The following is a 15,421-nucleotide window of genomic DNA, read 5'->3' as shown; positions in this document are numbered from 1 at the left end:
CGGATCTCCCCTCCCCGCTGCTTGGGGTGAACTCCCGCCGGAAGTCCGGCGGTCGGGCGTACGAGGGGCCGGCGGGGCCCTGCTGCGATGTGCGGTGCGTGCCGTGCGTGCCCGGGACCGGGGGCGGGGTCCGCCGCGGCGGTGGCCCGGACGCCTCGGCCCGGCGGTCGGGCGTACGAGGGGCCGGCGGGGCCCTGCTGCGATGTGCGGTGCGTGCCCGGGACCGGGGGGTGGGGTCCGCCGCGGCGGTGGCCCGGACGCCTCGGCCCGGCGGTCGATGACGGATGCCGTGCCGGTGGGGGAGCCGCGCAGTGGTGCGCGATCGTCGGAGACCCCGCCTCGCCGCCCGATCCCCCGATCGGCGCGCAGCGCGAGCAGGGATCGGACACCGAGTGTTACGACTGGTGACGTTCGGTGTGTCCGTGTCGCGTCCCCGAGGAGCCCGTCATGCGCCTGTCCCAGCGCTGGGCAGTGGCCGCTGTCGTTCTGACGGCCGTCCTGCCCGCCCTGGCCGGGGCCGCGGCGGCACCGGAGCCGCCGGCCGCCCCGCTGCGGATGGCGGCCCAGGGCGGCATCACCGGGCAGTACCTGGTGACGCTGCGACCCGGTACCGACCCGGACTCGGTGCTGCGCAGCGTCGAGGCGCGTCCGATGTTCACCTACAGGAGCGTGCTGGTGGGCTTCGCCGCCCGGCTGAGCGACGAGCAGGTCTCCCGGCTGCGCGCGGTGCCCGGTGTGGAAGCGCTGGAGCAGGACGCGAGGGTCGCCGCGCCGAAGCCGGCGGCGCAGACGGCCGCGGCCGCCGCCGCGCCCTCCTGGGGTCTGGCGCGGATCGCCGACCGGGCCCGCGGCGGGGCCGCGTTCAGTGTGCGCGCGACAGGCGCCTCGGTGACCTCGTACGTCATCGACACGGGCATCGACTTCGGGCACGCGGAGTTCGGCGGGCGGGCGGCGCCCGGCTTCGACGCGATGGGTGACGGCCGCGACGGCGCGGACTGCCACGGGCACGGGACGCACGTCGCCGGGACCATCGGCGGCGCCACCACGGGGGTCGCCCGGCGGACGAAACTGGTGTCGGTGCGGGTGCTGGGCTGCGACGGCGACGGCACGGTGGCCACGGTGGTCGCCGGGATGAACTGGGTGGCCGCGCACGCCGTGAAACCGGCGGTGGCCAACCTGTCGACCGGCGGCCCGCACAGCGAGACGGCCGACCGCGCGGTGGAGGGTCTGGCGGCGGCGGGGGTCCTCCCGGTCGTCGCCGCGGGCAACTCCGACGAGGACGCCTGCGGCGTCTCCCCGGCCGGTGCGCCCGGCGCGTACACCGTCGCGGCGACCGACGAGGAGGACCGCATGGCGTCCTTCAGCAACTGGGGCGACTGCGTGGACATCAGCGCCCCCGGTACGAACATCACGTCCGCGGCCCTGGGCGGCGGTCTCGTCAGCATGAGCGGCACCTCGATGGCGGCCCCGCACGTCACGGGGGTGGCGGCGCTCTACAAGGACACGTACGGAGACGTCTCCACGTCCTTCCTCGCCTCCTGGCTGTCGGCCAGCGCCACCCCCGGCGTCCCCGTCGACGCCCCGGCCGGCACCCCGCGCCTGCTGGTGTACACCGCCGGACTCTGACCCGGGTTTGGGGGAGCGGGCACGCGGGGTAAAGTACTGCGGCCCCGATTGGCGTCCCGGGTGCCCGGTATGGCAGACTAGCCGGGTTGCTCGGTCGAGTGCCGATGCTGCGCGCCTCCCGTCGGGAGGACCGGAAGCGAGTCCCACAGTACTCGTCGTCAACTCCGCCCAGGCGGGGTGGCGGACGTACGGGAATCTTCCGGGAAGTGTCAGCGGGGTGCTCACCAGGCACTCGGTGGGTGCCTTCTCCCACGTATCCCCTCCCGGAGGGTCTCCGCCATGCGGAGATTCAAGGGAAGGGAAGCGACACGCCCGACCGCGTGGGTCGGAGAAGGCGGTCGAACCACCGGGTTCCAGAGCGTTATCTAGCAGACAGGACTACGAAGTAGCCATGGCGGGACAGAAGATCCGCATCCGGCTCAAGGCCTACGACCACGAGGTCATCGACTCCTCGGCGAAGAAGATCGTCGAGACGGTGACGCGTACTGGTGCGCAGGTCGCGGGCCCGGTGCCGCTGCCCACTGAGAAGAACGTGTACTGCGTCATCAAGTCGCCGCACAAGTACAAGGACTCGCGCGAGCACTTCGAGATGCGCACGCACAAGCGCCTGATCGACATCCTCGACCCGACGCCCAAGACCGTTGACTCGTTGATGCGCCTGGACCTTCCGGCCGGCGTCGACATCGAGATCAAGCTCTGAGAGGCGCGGAACAGATGGCTAAGCAGATCAAGGGCATCCTGGGCGAGAAGCTCGGCATGACCCAGGTCTGGGACGAGAACAACCGTGTCGTCCCGGTGACCGTGGTCAAGGCCGGCCCGAACGTCGTGACCCAGGTCCGCACGAACGACGTCGACGGTTACGAGTCGGTCCAGATCGCCTTCGGCGAGATCGACCCGCGCAAGGTGAACAAGCCCCTCAAGGGCCACTTCGCGAAGGCCGACGTGACCCCCCGCCGCCACCTGGTGGAGCTCCGCACCTCCGACGCCGCCGAGTACACCCTCGGCCAGGAGATCACTGCCGAGGTCTTCGAGGCCGGCGTGAAGGTGGACGTCACCGGCAAGAGCAAGGGCAAGGGTTTCGCCGGTGTCATGAAGCGTCACAACTTCAAGGGCCTCGGCGCCGGACACGGCACCCAGCGCAAGCACCGCTCTCCCGGCTCCATCGGTGGCTGCGCCACCCCGGGCCGTGTGTTCAAGGGTCTGCGCATGGCGGGCCGCATGGGCAACGAGCGGGTGACCACCCAGAACCTGACCGTTCACGCCGTTGACGCGGAGAAGGGCCTGCTGCTCATCAAGGGCGCGGTTCCCGGTCCGAACGGCGGCCTCGTCCTGGTCCGCACCGCGGCCAAGGGGGCCTGAGGATATGAGCACCATTGACATTCTGTCGCCCGCCGGCGACAAGGCCGGGACCGTAGAGCTCCCCGCCGAGATCTTCGACGCCAAGGTCAGCGTTCCGCTGATCCACCAGGTCGTCGTGGCGCAGCTCGCTGCCGCCCGTCAGGGCACCCACAAGACCAAGACCCGTGGCGAGGTCCGCGGCGGTGGCAAGAAGCCGTACCGCCAGAAGGGCACCGGCCGCGCCCGTCAGGGCTCGACCCGCGCCCCGCAGTTCGCCGGTGGTGGCGTCGTGCACGGTCCCGTGCCGCGTGACTACTCGCAGCGGACCCCGAAGAAGATGAAGGCCGCCGCCCTGCGCGGTGCCCTCACCGACCGGGCGCGTCACAACCGCATCCACGTCGTGACCGGCGTCGTCGAGGGCGAGGCCCCGTCGACGAAGGCCGCCAAGACGCTGCTGGGCAAGATCAGCGACCGCAAGAACGTGCTGCTCGTCGCGGACCGCGCCGAAGAGGTCGCGTGGCTCTCCGCCCGCAACCTGCCCCAGGTCCACATCCTGGAGGCCGGCCAGCTGAACACGTACGACGTGCTCGTCTCCGACGACGTGGTCTTCACCAAGGCCGCCTTCGACCGCTTCACCGGTTCCGGCGCCGCCGAGACCGAAGGGAGCGACGCCTGATGGCCGAGCAGACCGCGATCACCAGCAAGACCTTCACGGACCACCGTGACATCCTGGTCAAGCCGGTGGTCTCCGAGAAGAGCTACGCGCTGCTGGACGAGAACAAGTACACGTTCGTCGTCGACCCGCGCGCCAACAAGACCCAGATCAAGCAGGCCGTCGAGGCGGTCTTCTCGGTCAAGGTCACCGGGGTCAACACGATCAACCGGCAGGGCAAGCGCAAGCGCACCCGCACCGGTTTCGGCAAGCGCGCCAACACCAAGCGCGCCATCGTGACCCTCGCCGAGGGCGACCGCATCGACATCTTCGGCGGCCCGGTCTCCTAACGGGGGCCGGAACGTTCAGAAGTCCGGAATCTTCCGAGGACTGAGAAATGGGTATCCGCAAGTACAAGCCGACGACCCCGGGCCGTCGTGGCTCCAGCGTCGCCGACTTTGTCGAGATCACGCGGTCCACGCCGGAGAAGTCGCTGGTCCGCCCGCTGCACAGCAAGGGCGGCCGTAACAACGCCGGTCGTGTGACCGTTCGCCACCAGGGCGGTGGCCACAAGCGCGCCTACCGTGTGATCGACTTCCGTCGTCACGACAAGGACGGCGTGCCGGCCAAGGTCGCGCACATCGAGTACGACCCCAACCGCACCGCGCGCATCGCGCTCCTGCACTACGCGGACGGCGAGAAGCGCTACATCCTGGCCCCGGCCAAGCTGAACCAGGGCGACCGGATCGAGAACGGCCCCGGCGCGGACATCAAGCCCGGCAACAACCTGCCGTTGCGCTACATCCCCGTCGGTACCACCGTCCACGCCATCGAGCTGCGTCCCGGCGGCGGCGCCAAGATCTCGCGTTCCGCGGGCTCTTCGGTGCAGCTGCTCGCGAAGGAGGGCTCCATGGCCACCCTTCGCATGCCGTCCGGTGAAGTCCGCATGGTCGACGTCCGCTGCCGCGCCACCATCGGCGAGGTCGGCAACGCCGAGCAGTCGAACATCAACTGGGGCAAGGCCGGCCGTATGCGCTGGAAGGGCGTCCGCCCGACCGTCCGCGGTGTGGCCATGAACCCCGTCGACCACCCGCACGGTGGTGGTGAGGGCAAGACCTCCGGTGGTCGCCACCCGGTCAGCCCGTGGGGTCAGAAGGAGGGTCGTACTCGCTCGCCGAAGAAGGCCAGCAGCAAGTACATCGTCCGCCGCCGCAAGACGAACAAGAAGCGCTAGGAGCGGGTTTAGATGCCGCGCAGTCTCAAGAAGGGGCCCTTCGTCGACGACCACCTGATCAAGAAGGTGGACGCTCAGAACGAGGCCGGTACCCACAACGTCATCAAGACCTGGTCCCGCCGCTCGATGATCATCCCGGCGATGCTGGGCCACACGATCGCGGTGCACGACGGCCGTAAGCACGTCCCGGTGTTTGTCACCGAGTCGATGGTCGGCCACAAGCTCGGCGAGTTCGCGCCGACCCGCACCTTCCGCGGCCACGAGAAGGACGACCGCAAGTCGCGTCGTCGCTGATCTGCGGAAAGCGAAGACCATGACAGACACCGAAGGGACAACCATGGAAGCCAGGGCCCAGGCGCGGTACATCCGCGTCACGCCCATGAAGGCCCGCCGCGTGGTGGACCTCATCCGTGGCATGAGCGCCACGGAGGCTCAGGCGGTCCTGCGTTTCGCCCCGCAGGCCGCGAGCGTGCCGGTGGGCAAGGTGCTCGACAGCGCCATTGCCAACGCCGCGCACAACTACGACCACACCGACGCCGAGTCGCTGTACATCAGCGAGGCGTACGTCGACGAGGGCCCGACCCTGAAGCGGTTCCGTCCGCGTGCCCAGGGCCGTGCCTACCGGATCCGCAAGCGGACCAGCCACATCACCGTGGTCGTCAGCAGCAAGGAAGGAACCCGGTAATGGGCCAGAAGGTTAACCCGCACGGGTTCCGGCTCGGCGTGACGACGGACTTCAAGTCCCGTTGGTACGCCGACAAGCTCTACAAGGACTACGTCAAGGAAGACGTCGCCATCCGCCGGATGATGACGCAGGGCATGGAGCGGGCCGGCATCTCCAAGGTGGAGATCGAGCGCACCCGCGACCGCGTCCGCGTCGACATCCACACCGCCCGGCCGGGCATCGTCATCGGCCGTCGCGGCGCGGAGGCCGACCGCATCCGCGGCGACCTGGAGAAGCTGACCGGCAAGCAGGTCCAGCTCAACATCCTCGAGGTCAAGAACCCGGAGACGGACGCTCAGCTGGTGGCCCAGGCCGTCGCCGAGCAGCTGTCCTCCCGTGTCTCCTTCCGTCGTGCCATGCGCAAGTCGATGCAGAGCACGATGAAGGCCGGCGCCAAGGGCATCAAGATCCAGTGCGGTGGCCGTCTCGGCGGCGCCGAGATGTCCCGCTCGGAGTTCTACCGCGAGGGCCGCGTTCCGCTGCACACGCTGCGCGCCAACGTCGACTACGGCTTCTTCGAGGCCCGTACGACCTTCGGCCGCATCGGCGTGAAGGTGTGGATCTACAAGGGCGACGTCAAGAACATCGCCGAGGTCCGCGCCGAGAACGCCGCCGCCCGCGCCGGCAACCGCCCGGCCCGTGGCGGTGGCAATGACCGTCCGCAGCGCCGCGGTGGCGAGCGCGGCGGCCGTGGCCGTCGTCCCCAGGGTGACGCCCAGGCCCCCAAGGCCGAGGCGACCACCGCTGAGGCTCCGGCTGCGGAGACCACCGGAACGGAGGCCTGACTCCCATGCTGATCCCCCGTCGGGTCAAGCACCGTAAGCAGCACCACCCGAAGCGTGATGGCATGGCCAAGGGTGGCACCGAGCTGGCGTTCGGTGAGTACGGCATCCAGGCCGTCACCCCGGCGTACGTGACGAACCGGCAGATCGAGTCCGCTCGTATCGCCATCACCCGTCACATCCGCCGTGGCGGCAAGGTCTGGATCAACATCTACCCGGACCGTCCCCTCACGAAGAAGCCGGCCGAAACCCGCATGGGTTCCGGTAAGGGCTCCCCGGAGTGGTGGGTCGCGAACGTCAAGCCCGGTCGGGTGATGTTCGAGCTGTCCTTCCCGAACGAGAAGGTTGCGCGTGAGGCGCTCACCCGAGCCGCCCACAAGCTTCCGATGAAGTGCCGGATCGTCCGGCGCGAGGCAGGTGAGCTGTAATGGCGGCCGGTACCAAGGCGACCGAGCTGCGCCAGCTGGGTGACGAGGAGCTCGTCGCGAAGCTGCGTGAGGCCAAGGAGGAGCTGTTCAACCTCCGCTTCCAGGCGGCCACCGGACAGCTCGAGAACAACTCCCGGCTGAGGATCGTCCGCAAGGACATCGCCCGGATCTACACCCTCATGCGTGAGCGTGAGCTCGGCATCGAGACGGTGGAGAACGCCTGATGAGCGAGAAGAATGTGACTGAGAGCAGCGAGCAGCGCGGCTTCCGCAAGACCCGTGAGGGCCTCGTGGTCAGCGACAAGATGGACAAGACCGTCGTGGTCGCCGTCGAGGACCGTGTGAAGCACGCCCTGTACGGCAAGGTCATCCGCCGTACGAACAAGCTCAAGGCGCACGACGAGCAGAACGCCGCGGGCGTCGGCGACCGCGTCCTCCTCATGGAGACCCGGCCGCTGTCCGCGAGCAAGCGCTGGCGCGTCGTCGAGATCCTCGAGAAGGCCAAGTAAGACCGCTCGGCCGGCCGGGCCGCGCGACGACCTCGCGCGGCCCGGCCCCGGTCGGCACGTAATTCCTGCGGGGATCTCCCCGCAGGACGGTTCCGCCAGGCTCTCCGGGCCCGCCCCGGAGGGAACCGGCAGACGATCAGGAGATAGACGTGATCCAGCAGGAGTCGCGACTGCGTGTCGCCGACAACACGGGTGCGAAGGAGATTCTTTGCATCCGTGTGCTCGGTGGCTCCGGTCGCCGCTACGCGGGAATCGGTGACGTCATCGTCGCCACCGTCAAGGACGCGATCCCCGGTGGCAACGTGAAGAAGGGCGACGTCGTCAAGGCGGTCGTCGTGCGCACCGTCAAGGAGCGCCGCCGTCCCGACGGTTCGTACATCCGCTTCGACGAGAACGCGGCCGTCATCCTCAAGAACGACGGTGACCCCCGCGGCACCCGTATCTTCGGCCCCGTGGGCCGGGAGCTGCGCGAGAAGAAGTTCATGAAGATCATCTCGCTCGCGCCGGAGGTGCTGTAACCGATGAAGATCAAGAAGGGCGACCTGGTCCAGGTCATCACCGGTAAGGACAAGGGCAAGCAGGGCAAGGTCATCGCGGCCTACCCCGCCGAGGACCGTGTCCTGGTCGAGGGTGTCAACCGGGTCAAGAAGCACACCAAGGCCGGCCAGACCGCTCGCGGTTCCAAGACCGGCGGCATCATCACGACCGAGGCTCCCGTCCACGTGTCCAACGTCCAGCTGGTCGTGGAGAAGGACGGCAAGAAGGTCGTGACCCGCGTCGGCTACCGCTTCGACGACGAGGGCAACAAGATCCGCGTTGCCAAGCGGACCGGTGAGGACATCTGATGACTGCCACCACTTCGCCTCGTCTGAAGGCGCGCTACCGCGAGGAGATCGCGGGCAAGATGCGTGACGAGTTCCAGTACGAGAACGTCATGCAGATCCCCGGTCTCACCAAGATCGTGGTCAACATGGGTGTGGGCGACGCCGCCCGCGACTCCAAGCTGATCGAGGGCGCGATCCGCGACCTCACCACGATCACCGGCCAGAAGCCGGCCGTCACCAAGGCCCGTAAGTCCATCGCGCAGTTCAAGCTGCGCGAGGGCCAGCCGATCGGCGCCCACGTCACCCTCCGCGGTGACCGCATGTGGGAGTTCCTGGACCGTCTGCTGTCGCTCGCGCTCCCGCGCATCCGCGACTTCCGCGGTCTGTCGCCGAAGCAGTTCGACGGCCGGGGCAACTACACCTTCGGTCTCACGGAGCAGGTCATGTTCCACGAGATCGACCAGGACAAGATCGACCGCACCCGGGGTATGGACATCACCGTGGTGACCACGGCGACCAACGACGCTGAGGGCCGCGCGCTCCTTCGTCACCTCGGCTTCCCGTTCAAGGAGGCGTGAGCCGTGGCGAAGAAGGCTCTTATCGCGAAGGCCGCCCGCAAGCCCAAGTTCGGCGTGCGTTCCTACACGCGCTGCCAGCGCTGCGGCCGTCCGCACTCCGTGTACCGCAAGTTCGGCCTGTGCCGCGTGTGCCTTCGTGAGATGGCGCACCGCGGTGAGCTGCCGGGCGTGACCAAGAGCTCCTGGTAACCACCAGGGCTCTCGGTAAGCAGATGAGTGGCGGGAGCTCAGCCCTGAGTACCGTAAGGTAAAGGGGCTGGGCGCCCGCCGCCCATGACCGTCTTACTACGCCGTAGGTCCCCGCGCCGCACCCGCCTCCAGTCTCATGGGGGAGAGGGATGGCGCATATAGGAAACCCCGGCGAGAGAGGCCTAAGGCCATCACATGACCATGACTGACCCGATCGCAGACATGCTGACGCGTCTGCGGAACGCGAACTTCGCGTACCACGACGAGGTCACCATGCCGTTCAGCAAGATCAAGTCGCACATCGCGGAGATCCTCCAGCAGGAGGGCTACATCCAGGGCTGGAAGGTCGAGGACGCCGAGGTCGGCAAGAACCTCACCATCGACCTGAAGTTCGGTCCCAACCGCGAGCGCTCGATCGCCGGCATCAAGCGCATCAGCAAGCCCGGTCTGCGGGTCTACGCAAAGTCCACCAACCTGCCGAAGGTGCTCGGCGGCCTGGGCGTGGCGATCATCTCCACCTCCCACGGGCTCCTCACCGACAAGCAGGCCAACAAGAAGGGCGTGGGTGGGGAAGTCCTCGCCTACGTCTGGTAGTCGGGAAACGGAGGTATAGCCATGTCGCGTATTGGACGGCTGCCCATCCCGGTTCCCGCCGGCGTGGACGTCACCATCGATGGCCGGACGGTCTCGGTGAAGGGCCCCAAGGGTTCCCTGACCCACACCGTTGCCGCGCCGATCGACATCGTCAAGAGCGAGGACGGCACCCTGCAGGTGTCGCGTCCGAACGACGAGCGTCAGAACAAGGCCCTGCACGGCCTGTCCCGCACGCTGGTGGCGAACATGATCACCGGCGTGACCGCGGGCTACGTGAAGAAGCTCGAGATCAGCGGTGTCGGCTACCGCGTCCAGGCGAAGGGCTCCGACCTGGAGTTCGCCCTGGGCTACAGCCACCCGATCCTCGTCGAGGCCCCCGAGGGCATCTCCTTCAAGGTCGAGAGCCCCACCAAGTTCTCGGTCGAGGGCATCGACAAGCAGAAGGTCGGCGAGGTCGCCGCGAACATCCGCAAGCTGCGGAAGCCCGACCCGTACAAGGCCAAGGGCGTCAAGTACGAGGGCGAAGTCATCCGCCGCAAGGTCGGAAAGGCTGGTAAGTAAGCCATGGCATACGGCGTGAAGATCGCCAAGGGCGACGCTTACAAGGGCGCTGCCAAGAAGCGTCGCCACATCCGCGTCCGCAAGCGGATCTCGGGCACGGACGAGCGTCCGCGCCTGGTCGTGACCCGTTCCAACCGGGGCATCACGGCGCAGGTCATCGACGACCTCAAGGGCCACACCCTGGCCTCGGCGTCGCACCTGGACACCTCGATCCGGGGTGCCGAGGGCGACAAGACCGAGCAGGCGAAGAAGGTCGGCCAGCTGGTCGCCGAGCGGGCCAAGGCGGCCGGCGTCGGGACCGTTGTGTTCGACCGCGGTGGCAACCGGTACGCCGGTCGCATCGCTGCCCTGGCCGACGCCGCCCGCGAAGCCGGGCTCGGTTTCTGAGCCGGTTCCGTAGCTAGCGGAAACAGAGAGAGGTAAATCCAATGGCTGGACCCCAGCGCCGCGGTGGCGGTGCCGGTGGCGGCGAGCGGCGGGACCGGAAGGGCCGTGACGGCGGCGCAGCTGCCGCCGAGAAGACCGCGTACGTTGAGCGCGTCGTCGCGATCAACCGCGTCGCCAAGGTTGTGAAGGGTGGTCGTCGCTTCAGCTTCACCGCGCTGGTCGTGGTGGGCGACGGTGACGGCACCGTGGGTGTCGGTTACGGCAAGGCCAAGGAGGTGCCGGCCGCCATCGCCAAGGGCGTTGAGGAGGCCAAGAAGCACTTCTTCAAGGTCCCCCGTATCCAGGGCACCATCCCGCACCCGATCCAGGGCGAGAAGGCCGCGGGCGTCGTCCTGCTCAAGCCGGCTTCCCCCGGTACGGGTGTGATCGCCGGTGGTCCGGTGCGCGCCGTCCTGGAGTGCGCCGGTATCCACGACGTGCTGTCGAAGTCGCTCGGCTCGGACAACGCGATCAACATCGTGCACGCCACGGTGGAGGCTCTGAAGGGCCTGCAGCGCCCCGAGGAGATCGCCGCCCGTCGTGGCCTGCCGCTCGAGGACGTGGCCCCGGCTGCTCTGCTCCGGGCGCGTGCAGGGGTGGGTGCGTAATGGCTCGCCTCAAGGTCACGCAGGTCAAGTCCTACATCGGCAGCAAGCAGAACCACCGTGACACTCTGCGTTCGCTCGGCCTGAAGCGGCTGAACGACGTCGTGGTCAAGGAGGACCGCCCGGAGATCCGCGGCATGGTCCACACCGTGCGCCACCTCGTCACGGTCGAGGAGGTCGACTGACATGGGAGAGCAGTCTCCGCTGAAGGTCCACAACCTCCGTCCGGCCCCGGGTGCCAAGACCGCCAAGACCCGTGTCGGTCGTGGTGAGGCCTCCAAGGGCAAGACGGCCGGTCGTGGTACCAAGGGCACGAAGGCCCGCTACCAGGTTCCGGAGCGCTTCGAGGGTGGGCAGATGCCCCTCCACATGCGTCTTCCGAAGCTGAAGGGCTTCAAGAACCCGTTCCGCACCGAGTACCAGGTCGTGAACCTGGACAAGCTGGCCGCGCTCTACCCCGAGGGTGGCGAGGTCACGGTGGCCGACCTGGTCGCCAAGGGTGCCGTGCGGAAGAACCAGCTCGTCAAGGTGCTGGGCACCGGCGAGGTCTCCGTGGCGCTGCAGGTGACCGTTGACGCGGTCTCCGGCTCCGCCAAGGAGAAGATCACCGCCGCGGGCGGCTCGGTCACCGAGCTCGTCTGAGAGTGATGCCACATCCAGCCGGGGATGTTCCGTACTTTCGTGCGGGGCATCCCCGGTTGGTCATTCCGGGGAAGGATGCTCGCCGGTAAGGTGGGCCGGGCCGGTCTTGCGGAGCCTTGTGCTCACGCAGGTCGGGCTACCCCCAACGTTTTGCTGTTAGACCATTCGTAGCTTTCAACACCGTCACCTCCCGCCGAAGAGGCGGGAGGCGCAGGAGGCACCGTGCTCACCGCGTTCGCCCGGGCGTTCAGGACGCCCGACCTGCGCAAGAAGCTGCTGTTCACGCTGGCCATCATGGTGCTGTTCCGGCTGGGAGCCCACATCCCGATCCCGGGGGTCGACTACCAGGTGGTCAACTCCTGCATCAAGGCGGTCGGGGGGAACCAGGGTCTCTTCGGCCTGGTGAACCTCTTCAGCGGCGGCGCGCTTCTGCAGCTCACGATCTTCGCGCTCGGCATCATGCCGTACATCACCGCGAGCATCATCCTGCAGCTGCTCACCGTGGTCATCCCCCGCCTGGAAGCCCTCAAGAAGGAGGGCCAGGCCGGCCAGACCAAGATCACGCAGTACACGCGCTACCTCACCGTGGCGCTCGCGGTTCTGCAGGGCACCGGCCTGGTGGCCACGGCCCGCTCCGGCAGCCTCTTCCAGCAGTGCCCCGACCGCTTCAACATCGTCCCCAACCAGTCGATCTTCACCACGATTACGATGGTCATCACGATGACCGCGGGCACCGCGCTCATCATGTGGCTGGGCGAGCTGATCACCGACCGCGGCATCGGCAACGGCATGTCGATCCTGATGTTCCTGTCGATCGCGGCCGGCTTCCCCGGCGCCCTCTGGGCGATCAAGAAGTCCGGGAACATCGCGGACGGCTGGGTCGAGTTCGGCGCCGTCATCCTCGTGGGCCTGGCGATGGTCGCCCTCGTCGTCTTCGTCGAGCAGGCGCAGCGCCGCATCCCCGTGCAGTACGCGAAGCGCATGATCGGGCGTCGTTCGTATGGTGGAACCTCCACCTACATTCCGCTCAAGGTGAACCAGGCGGGTGTGATCCCCGTCATCTTCGCGTCCTCGCTCCTGTACATCCCGTCGCTGGTCGTGCAGTTCAGTGGATCGACCTCCGGCTGGGCGAACTGGGTCAGGGACAACCTGGTCAAGGGCGACCACCCGATCTACATCACCACGTACTTCCTGCTGATCGTCTTCTTCGCCTTCTTCTACGTGGCCATCTCGTTCAACCCCGAGGAAGTCGCGGACAACATGAAGAAGTATGGTGGGTTCATCCCGGGTGTCCGGGCTGGTCGTCCCACCGCGGAGTACCTCAGCTACGTGCTCAACCGCATCACGTGGCCGGGCGCGATGTACCTGGGGCTGATCGCCCTGGTGCCCACCGTGGCGCTGGTGCTGTTCAACGCGAACCAGAACTTCCCGTTCGGCGGGACGAGCATCCTCATCATCGTGGGTGTCGGCCTGGAGACCGTGAAGCAGATCGAGAGCCAGCTTCAGCAGCGTAACTACGAAGGGTTCCTCCGCTGATGCGCATCGTCCTCGTCGGCCCCCCCGGGGCCGGCAAGGGTACGCAGGCCGCGTACCTTGCCAGGAATCTGTCGATCCCGCACATCTCCACGGGCGACCTCTTCCGGGCGAACATCAGCCAGGGCACGGAGCTGGGCCGCAAGGCCCAGGAGTACATGGACGCGGGCCGGCTGGTGCCGGACGAGATCACCATCGGCATGGCCAAGGACCGCATGCTGCAGGCGGACGCCGAGAACGGCTTCCTGCTCGACGGCTTCCCGCGGAACGTGGGCCAGGCCCAGGCGCTCGACAAGATCCTCGCCGAGAACGGCATCGCGCTCGACGCCGTGCTGGACCTCGAGGTGCCCGAGGAGGAGGTCGTCAAGCGGATCGCCGGTCGCCGGCTGTGCCGCAAGAACGGCGCCCACGTCTTCCACGTGGTCTACAACCCGCCGGCGGCCGAGGGCGTCTGCGACGAGTGCGGCGGCGAGCTGTACCAGCGGTCGGACGACACCGAGGAGAAGGTGCGCGTCCGGCTGGAGGAGTACCACAGCAAGACCGAGCCGATCATCGACTACTACAAGCAGCAGGGCCTGGTGCGCACCATCTCGGCCCTGGGCAAGGTCACCGAGGTGACCAAGCGGGCGATGGACGCGCTGCACGACAAGAAGGACACGGGCGACAGCGCCGCCTGAACACATGCGTGACCGTTGCGGCCGCGGTGTCCCCCAGGACCCCGCGGCCGTACCGTTGAGGTAATCCGGTGGGACGAAGGAAGGCCAGGACCGATGGTGGAGATCAAGACCCCCGAGCAGATCGCGAAGATGCGCGCGGCGGGCCTGGTCGTGGCCGCGATCCACGAGGCCACCCGTGAGGCGGCCGTACCCGGGGCCACCACCAAGGACCTGGACGACGTGGCCCGCAAGGTCCTCGCCGACCACGGCGCCAAGCCGAACTTCCTGGGGTACGGCGGATTCCCCGCCACGATCTGCACCTCGGTGAACGACGTCGTCGTCCACGGCATCCCGGACACCGCGACGGTCCTCAAGGACGGCGACGTCATCTCGATCGACTGCGGCGCCATCGTCGACGGCTGGCACGGCGACGCCGCCTACACCGCCTTCGTGGGCAGCGGTCACGCCCCGGAGCTCGTCGAGCTCAGCCGGGTCACCGAGGAGTCCATGTGGGCGGGCATCGCGGCCTTCCGCAAGGGCGACCGGCTGGTCGACATCTCGCGGGCCATCGAGACGTACATCCGCCGGCAGCCCAGGCCCGGCGGTGGCAGGTACGGGATCATCGAGGAGTACGGCGGCCACGGCATCGGTTCGCAGATGCACATGGACCCCCACCTGCTGAACTACGTCTCGCGCAAGCGCGGCAAGGGTCCGCGCCTGGTGCCCGGCATGTGCCTGGCCATCGAGCCGATGGTGAGCCTGGGCACCCCCCTCACCCACGTCCTCGAGGACGAGTGGACGGTCAAGTCGAACGACGGCAGCTGGTCCTCCCACTGGGAGCACTCCGTCGCGCTCACCGAGGAGGGCCCGCTGGTGCTGACCGCCCGCGACGGCGGCAAGGCCAAGCTGGCGGAGTACGGGATCACGGCCGCCCCGGACCCGCTCGCCTGAGCGAGGGCGTCCGTTCCGCTTAGCGATCATCTTCCGCGGGCATACACCCCGGATTCGTCTTTCAGGAACGGCTGACGTAGACTGTCACGTCGGCTCGCGTGTGCCTTCGGGCATGCCCGCAGCCGGCCAAGGTAGCCGATCCCGAAAGCAGGACATGGCCAAGAAGCAAGGCGCCATCGAAATCGAGGGCACCGTGATCGAGTCTCTGCCGAACGCTATGTTCAAGGTGGAGCTGCAGAACGGTCACAAGGTCCTCGCGCACATCAGCGGCAAGATGCGTATGCACTACATCCGCATCCTTCCCGATGACCGGGTCGTTGTGGAGTTGTCCCCCTACGACCTCACGCGCGGACGGATCGTCTACCGCTACAAGTAGATCTCACGACCCGGAGAACCTGATTCCATGAAGGTCAAGCCGAGCGTCAAGAAGATCTGCGACAAGTGCAAGGTGATCCGCCGCCACGGCCGGGTCATGGTCATCTGCGACAACCTGCGCCACAAGCAGCGCCAGGGCTGACGCACGCCGACCTGCACCTCGCAGTTCTTCGCGCGACGCGAGCAACACATGTA

General features: G+C 67.8%; 27 protein-coding genes. All 27 read left to right on the top strand.

The window, feature by feature from the left end; genetic code table 11:
- Positions 1-447: 447 nt before the first annotated feature.
- The 27 genes from AC3ET4_RS00290 (at position 448) to rpmJ (ending at position 15,368) form a co-directional block, all read left to right on the top strand.
- Positions 448-1,626 carry a S8 family peptidase gene (locus AC3ET4_RS00290; RefSeq protein ID WP_431944489.1) on the top strand — a complete coding sequence of 393 codons (1,179 nt, stop codon included), beginning with the start codon at positions 448-450 and terminating at the stop codon, positions 1,624-1,626.
- A gap of 391 nt (positions 1,627-2,017) precedes the next feature.
- On the top strand, positions 2,018-2,326 hold the full coding sequence (gene rpsJ / locus AC3ET4_RS00285) for a 30S ribosomal protein S10 (protein ID WP_014144312.1): 309 nt from the start codon (positions 2,018-2,020) through the stop codon (positions 2,324-2,326).
- 14 nt (positions 2,327-2,340) lie between these two features.
- Positions 2,341-2,985, top strand: a complete 645-nt coding sequence (rplC, locus tag AC3ET4_RS00280) for a 50S ribosomal protein L3 (protein ID WP_431944486.1) — start codon at positions 2,341-2,343, stop codon at positions 2,983-2,985.
- A gap of 4 nt (positions 2,986-2,989) precedes the next feature.
- Positions 2,990-3,640 carry a 50S ribosomal protein L4 gene (gene rplD / locus AC3ET4_RS00275; RefSeq protein WP_431944485.1) on the top strand — a complete coding sequence of 217 codons (651 nt, stop codon included), beginning with the start codon at positions 2,990-2,992 and terminating at the stop codon, positions 3,638-3,640.
- Positions 3,640-3,966, top strand: a complete 327-nt coding sequence (gene rplW, locus AC3ET4_RS00270; protein ID WP_431944483.1) for a 50S ribosomal protein L23 — start codon at positions 3,640-3,642, stop codon at positions 3,964-3,966. The genes rplD and rplW overlap by 1 nt, the downstream gene beginning before the upstream one ends.
- A gap of 47 nt (positions 3,967-4,013) precedes the next feature.
- A complete protein-coding gene (gene rplB, locus AC3ET4_RS00265) occupies positions 4,014-4,850 on the top strand; it encodes a 50S ribosomal protein L2 (protein WP_319139010.1) in 837 nt (278 codons plus the stop codon).
- A gap of 12 nt (positions 4,851-4,862) precedes the next feature.
- Positions 4,863-5,144 (top strand): 30S ribosomal protein S19, encoded by a 282-nt coding sequence (gene rpsS / locus AC3ET4_RS00260; RefSeq protein WP_431944481.1) that lies wholly within the window; start codon positions 4,863-4,865, stop codon positions 5,142-5,144.
- Between the two features lie 43 nt (positions 5,145-5,187).
- A complete protein-coding gene (gene rplV / locus AC3ET4_RS00255; protein WP_361800744.1) occupies positions 5,188-5,535 on the top strand; it encodes a 50S ribosomal protein L22 in 348 nt (115 codons plus the stop codon).
- Positions 5,535-6,359, top strand: coding sequence for a 30S ribosomal protein S3 (rpsC, locus tag AC3ET4_RS00250; protein ID WP_431944479.1), 825 nt, complete (start codon positions 5,535-5,537; stop codon positions 6,357-6,359). The genes rplV and rpsC overlap by 1 nt, the downstream gene beginning before the upstream one ends.
- A 5-nt stretch (positions 6,360-6,364) precedes the next feature.
- On the top strand, positions 6,365-6,784 hold the full coding sequence (gene rplP, locus AC3ET4_RS00245) for a 50S ribosomal protein L16 (protein WP_018558876.1): 420 nt from the start codon (positions 6,365-6,367) through the stop codon (positions 6,782-6,784).
- Positions 6,784-7,008 carry a 50S ribosomal protein L29 gene (rpmC, locus tag AC3ET4_RS00240; RefSeq protein WP_431944477.1) on the top strand — a complete coding sequence of 75 codons (225 nt, stop codon included), beginning with the start codon at positions 6,784-6,786 and terminating at the stop codon, positions 7,006-7,008. Before rplP ends, rpmC begins: the two co-directional genes overlap by 1 nt.
- Complete coding sequence (rpsQ, locus tag AC3ET4_RS00235; RefSeq protein WP_431944475.1) at positions 7,008-7,292, top strand: 30S ribosomal protein S17; 285 nt, start codon at positions 7,008-7,010, stop codon at positions 7,290-7,292. Before rpmC ends, rpsQ begins: the two co-directional genes overlap by 1 nt.
- 149 nt (positions 7,293-7,441) lie before the next feature.
- A complete protein-coding gene (gene rplN / locus AC3ET4_RS00230) occupies positions 7,442-7,810 on the top strand; it encodes a 50S ribosomal protein L14 (RefSeq protein ID WP_055718836.1) in 369 nt (122 codons plus the stop codon).
- Positions 7,811-7,813: 3 nt separating this feature from the next.
- Positions 7,814-8,137, top strand: a complete 324-nt coding sequence (gene rplX / locus AC3ET4_RS00225) for a 50S ribosomal protein L24 (protein WP_431944472.1) — start codon at positions 7,814-7,816, stop codon at positions 8,135-8,137.
- Complete coding sequence (gene rplE / locus AC3ET4_RS00220; protein ID WP_018558880.1) at positions 8,137-8,694, top strand: 50S ribosomal protein L5; 558 nt, start codon at positions 8,137-8,139, stop codon at positions 8,692-8,694. The genes rplX and rplE overlap by 1 nt, the downstream gene beginning before the upstream one ends.
- Positions 8,695-8,697: 3 nt before the next feature.
- A complete protein-coding gene (locus AC3ET4_RS00215) occupies positions 8,698-8,883 on the top strand; it encodes a type Z 30S ribosomal protein S14 (protein WP_059127180.1) in 186 nt (61 codons plus the stop codon).
- 195 nt (positions 8,884-9,078) lie between these two features.
- Positions 9,079-9,477 carry a 30S ribosomal protein S8 gene (gene rpsH / locus AC3ET4_RS00210; protein WP_431944470.1) on the top strand — a complete coding sequence of 133 codons (399 nt, stop codon included), beginning with the start codon at positions 9,079-9,081 and terminating at the stop codon, positions 9,475-9,477.
- Positions 9,478-9,498: 21 nt separating this feature from the next.
- Complete coding sequence (gene rplF, locus AC3ET4_RS00205; RefSeq protein WP_431944468.1) at positions 9,499-10,038, top strand: 50S ribosomal protein L6; 540 nt, start codon at positions 9,499-9,501, stop codon at positions 10,036-10,038.
- A gap of 3 nt (positions 10,039-10,041) precedes the next feature.
- Positions 10,042-10,425, top strand: coding sequence for a 50S ribosomal protein L18 (gene rplR / locus AC3ET4_RS00200; protein ID WP_431944466.1), 384 nt, complete (start codon positions 10,042-10,044; stop codon positions 10,423-10,425).
- A 41-nt stretch (positions 10,426-10,466) separates the two neighbouring features.
- Positions 10,467-11,072 carry a 30S ribosomal protein S5 gene (rpsE, locus tag AC3ET4_RS00195; protein ID WP_003998815.1) on the top strand — a complete coding sequence of 202 codons (606 nt, stop codon included), beginning with the start codon at positions 10,467-10,469 and terminating at the stop codon, positions 11,070-11,072.
- Positions 11,072-11,254 carry a 50S ribosomal protein L30 gene (rpmD, locus tag AC3ET4_RS00190; protein WP_018558884.1) on the top strand — a complete coding sequence of 61 codons (183 nt, stop codon included), beginning with the start codon at positions 11,072-11,074 and terminating at the stop codon, positions 11,252-11,254. Before rpsE ends, rpmD begins: the two co-directional genes overlap by 1 nt.
- Before the next feature lies 1 nt (position 11,255).
- Positions 11,256-11,711: a 50S ribosomal protein L15 gene (rplO, locus tag AC3ET4_RS00185; RefSeq protein ID WP_319158052.1), complete on the top strand. Its 456-nt coding sequence runs from the start codon at positions 11,256-11,258 to the stop codon at positions 11,709-11,711.
- A 222-nt stretch (positions 11,712-11,933) separates the two neighbouring features.
- Entirely contained in the window at positions 11,934-13,247 is a 1,314-nt protein-coding gene (secY, locus tag AC3ET4_RS00180) for a preprotein translocase subunit SecY (protein ID WP_431944462.1), read from the top strand.
- Complete coding sequence (locus AC3ET4_RS00175) at positions 13,247-13,921, top strand: adenylate kinase (protein WP_431944460.1); 675 nt, start codon at positions 13,247-13,249, stop codon at positions 13,919-13,921. The genes secY and AC3ET4_RS00175 overlap by 1 nt, the downstream gene beginning before the upstream one ends.
- Positions 13,922-14,014: 93 nt before the next feature.
- Positions 14,015-14,851, top strand: coding sequence for a type I methionyl aminopeptidase (gene map / locus AC3ET4_RS00170; protein ID WP_431944458.1), 837 nt, complete (start codon positions 14,015-14,017; stop codon positions 14,849-14,851).
- Positions 14,852-15,005: 154 nt separating this feature from the next.
- The gene (gene infA, locus AC3ET4_RS00165) at positions 15,006-15,227 is read left to right on the top strand and encodes a translation initiation factor IF-1 (RefSeq protein WP_003956442.1); all 222 of its coding nucleotides are present in this window, start codon (positions 15,006-15,008) and stop codon (positions 15,225-15,227) included.
- Positions 15,228-15,254: 27 nt separating this feature from the next.
- Positions 15,255-15,368 carry a 50S ribosomal protein L36 gene (gene rpmJ / locus AC3ET4_RS00160; protein ID WP_003956441.1) on the top strand — a complete coding sequence of 38 codons (114 nt, stop codon included), beginning with the start codon at positions 15,255-15,257 and terminating at the stop codon, positions 15,366-15,368.
- Positions 15,369-15,421: the final 53 nt, after the last annotated feature.

It is taken from the genome of Actinacidiphila sp. bgisy167, from assembly GCF_057707665.1.
The sequence above is the reverse complement of the archived record's forward strand: the minus strand, read 5'-3'. Positions and strand labels throughout refer to the sequence as shown.

Coding starts and splice junctions, on each gene's coding strand:
- AC3ET4_RS00290 (WP_431944489.1), top strand. CDS start 448: ATGCGCCTGTCCCAGCGCTGGGCAGTGGCCGCTGTCGTTCTGACGGCC.
- rpsJ (WP_014144312.1), top strand. CDS start 2,018: ATGGCGGGACAGAAGATCCGCATCCGGCTCAAGGCCTACGACCACGAG.
- rplC (WP_431944486.1), top strand. CDS start 2,341: ATGGCTAAGCAGATCAAGGGCATCCTGGGCGAGAAGCTCGGCATGACC.
- rplD (WP_431944485.1), top strand. CDS start 2,990: ATGAGCACCATTGACATTCTGTCGCCCGCCGGCGACAAGGCCGGGACC.
- rplW (WP_431944483.1), top strand. CDS start 3,640: ATGGCCGAGCAGACCGCGATCACCAGCAAGACCTTCACGGACCACCGT.
- rplB (WP_319139010.1), top strand. CDS start 4,014: ATGGGTATCCGCAAGTACAAGCCGACGACCCCGGGCCGTCGTGGCTCC.
- rpsS (WP_431944481.1), top strand. CDS start 4,863: ATGCCGCGCAGTCTCAAGAAGGGGCCCTTCGTCGACGACCACCTGATC.
- rplV (WP_361800744.1), top strand. CDS start 5,188: ATGGAAGCCAGGGCCCAGGCGCGGTACATCCGCGTCACGCCCATGAAG.
- rpsC (WP_431944479.1), top strand. CDS start 5,535: ATGGGCCAGAAGGTTAACCCGCACGGGTTCCGGCTCGGCGTGACGACG.
- rplP (WP_018558876.1), top strand. CDS start 6,365: ATGCTGATCCCCCGTCGGGTCAAGCACCGTAAGCAGCACCACCCGAAG.
- rpmC (WP_431944477.1), top strand. CDS start 6,784: ATGGCGGCCGGTACCAAGGCGACCGAGCTGCGCCAGCTGGGTGACGAG.
- rpsQ (WP_431944475.1), top strand. CDS start 7,008: ATGAGCGAGAAGAATGTGACTGAGAGCAGCGAGCAGCGCGGCTTCCGC.
- rplX (WP_431944472.1), top strand. CDS start 7,814: ATGAAGATCAAGAAGGGCGACCTGGTCCAGGTCATCACCGGTAAGGAC.
- rplE (WP_018558880.1), top strand. CDS start 8,137: ATGACTGCCACCACTTCGCCTCGTCTGAAGGCGCGCTACCGCGAGGAG.
- rpsH (WP_431944470.1), top strand. CDS start 9,079: ATGACCATGACTGACCCGATCGCAGACATGCTGACGCGTCTGCGGAAC.
- rplF (WP_431944468.1), top strand. CDS start 9,499: ATGTCGCGTATTGGACGGCTGCCCATCCCGGTTCCCGCCGGCGTGGAC.
- rplR (WP_431944466.1), top strand. CDS start 10,042: ATGGCATACGGCGTGAAGATCGCCAAGGGCGACGCTTACAAGGGCGCT.
- rpsE (WP_003998815.1), top strand. CDS start 10,467: ATGGCTGGACCCCAGCGCCGCGGTGGCGGTGCCGGTGGCGGCGAGCGG.
- rpmD (WP_018558884.1), top strand. CDS start 11,072: ATGGCTCGCCTCAAGGTCACGCAGGTCAAGTCCTACATCGGCAGCAAG.
- rplO (WP_319158052.1), top strand. CDS start 11,256: ATGGGAGAGCAGTCTCCGCTGAAGGTCCACAACCTCCGTCCGGCCCCG.
- AC3ET4_RS00175 (WP_431944460.1), top strand. CDS start 13,247: ATGCGCATCGTCCTCGTCGGCCCCCCCGGGGCCGGCAAGGGTACGCAG.
- map (WP_431944458.1), top strand. CDS start 14,015: ATGGTGGAGATCAAGACCCCCGAGCAGATCGCGAAGATGCGCGCGGCG.
- infA (WP_003956442.1), top strand. CDS start 15,006: ATGGCCAAGAAGCAAGGCGCCATCGAAATCGAGGGCACCGTGATCGAG.
- rpmJ (WP_003956441.1), top strand. CDS start 15,255: ATGAAGGTCAAGCCGAGCGTCAAGAAGATCTGCGACAAGTGCAAGGTG.